General features: G+C 59.9%; 1 protein-coding gene. It reads left to right on the forward strand.

What is annotated here, in order from left to right:
* Positions 1 to 62: 62 nt before the first annotated feature.
* Positions 63 to 1,277, forward strand: a complete 1,215-nt coding sequence (locus OQZ28_RS17495; protein WP_159264356.1) for an IS256 family transposase — start codon at positions 63 to 65, stop codon at positions 1,275 to 1,277.
* Positions 1,278 to 1,330 lie beyond the last annotated feature (53 nt).

Consider the following 1,330-nt stretch of genomic DNA (forward strand, 5'->3'; position numbering starts at 1 on the left):
GAGAGTGTCCGATCTTCTGTGTATAATTGATCTGGTCCATACTTCACCGAAAGGAAGTATGAATGACCATCTCGAAGGAACTCCTGGACGAATTGCTGACGGGCGTGAAGCGTCCTGAAGACCTGCTCGGAGACAGCGGGTTGCTGAAGGAGCTGAAAATTCGGCTCATGGAGCGTATGCTGGGTGCAGAGTTGAGCGCGCATCTGGGCTATGAGGAAGGCAAGGCTGCCCCGCCGGGCCAGTCGAACCGGCGGAATGGCTCCACGACCAAGGTGCTGAAAGGCCAGGACGGCGCCTTTCCGGTGACGGTGCCGCGCGACCGCGACAGCAGCTTTGAGCCGGAGCTTATAAAGAAGGGCCAGACCCGGATCGACGGGATCGACGACAGGATCATCGGTCTCTATGCCGCCGGTCTGACGGTCCGGGACATCCAGACCCATCTGCTTGATCTTTATGGCCTGAAGGTCTCTCCCGACCTGATCAGCCGCGTCACCGATGCCGTGCTGGACGAGGTCCGGGAGTGGCAGGGCCGGGCGCTGGATCGGATGTATCCCATCGTGATCTTCGATGCCCTTCGGGTAAAGATCCGCGATGCTGACAGCCGGACCGTTAAAAACAAGGCGGTTTACGTTGCTCTCGGTGTCACCCGCGAGGGAGTGCGCGAGGTTCTGGGGCTCTGGATCGCCGAGAATGAAGGCGCCAAATTCTGGCTTTCGGTCATGAACGAGTTGAAGAACCGGGGCATCCAGGACATCCTGATCGCGGTCGTGGACGGGCTGAAAGGCTTTCCCGAGGCCATCACCGCCGCCTTTCCCGAGGCGATGGTTCAGACCTGTATTGTTCACCTGGTGCGCCACAGCCTGAACTTCTGCTCATGGAAGGACCGTAAGGCCGTGGCTGCCGACCTGCGCCGGATCTACGGGGCCGCCACCGCTGACATGGCGGCCGCCGAACTTGATGCGTTCGAGGGGAAATGGGCCGGGAAATACGCGTCGATCGCCCCGGCATGGCGCCGGGCATGGCCAGAAGTGATCCCGTTTTTTGCCTTCGATCCGGCGATCCGCAAGATCATATACACTACGAACGCCATCGAGAGCCTGAACCGGGTCATCCGCAAATCGATCAAGACGCGCGGTTCGTTCCCGACCGACGATGCCGCAACGAAGCTGATCTACCTGGCGATCCGCAGCTTCGAGAAAGACGGGCGGAATGTTCGGGAATGGTTTGCAGCCCGCAACCAGTTCGCCATAATGTTCGGCGAGCGCTTCGCCGCTTGAGTATCTGAAAACCCATGGGCCAGGCCAGATACACAGACTTCAGGACACTCCCG

The sequence above is a fragment of the Komagataeibacter sp. NFXK3 genome (genome assembly GCF_054182245.1).

What these genes read in the sequence shown, in the direction of transcription:
- OQZ28_RS17495 (WP_159264356.1), top strand. Translation starts at nt 63, where the DNA reads ATGACCATCTCGAAGGAACTCCTGGACGAATTGCTGACGGGCGTGAAG.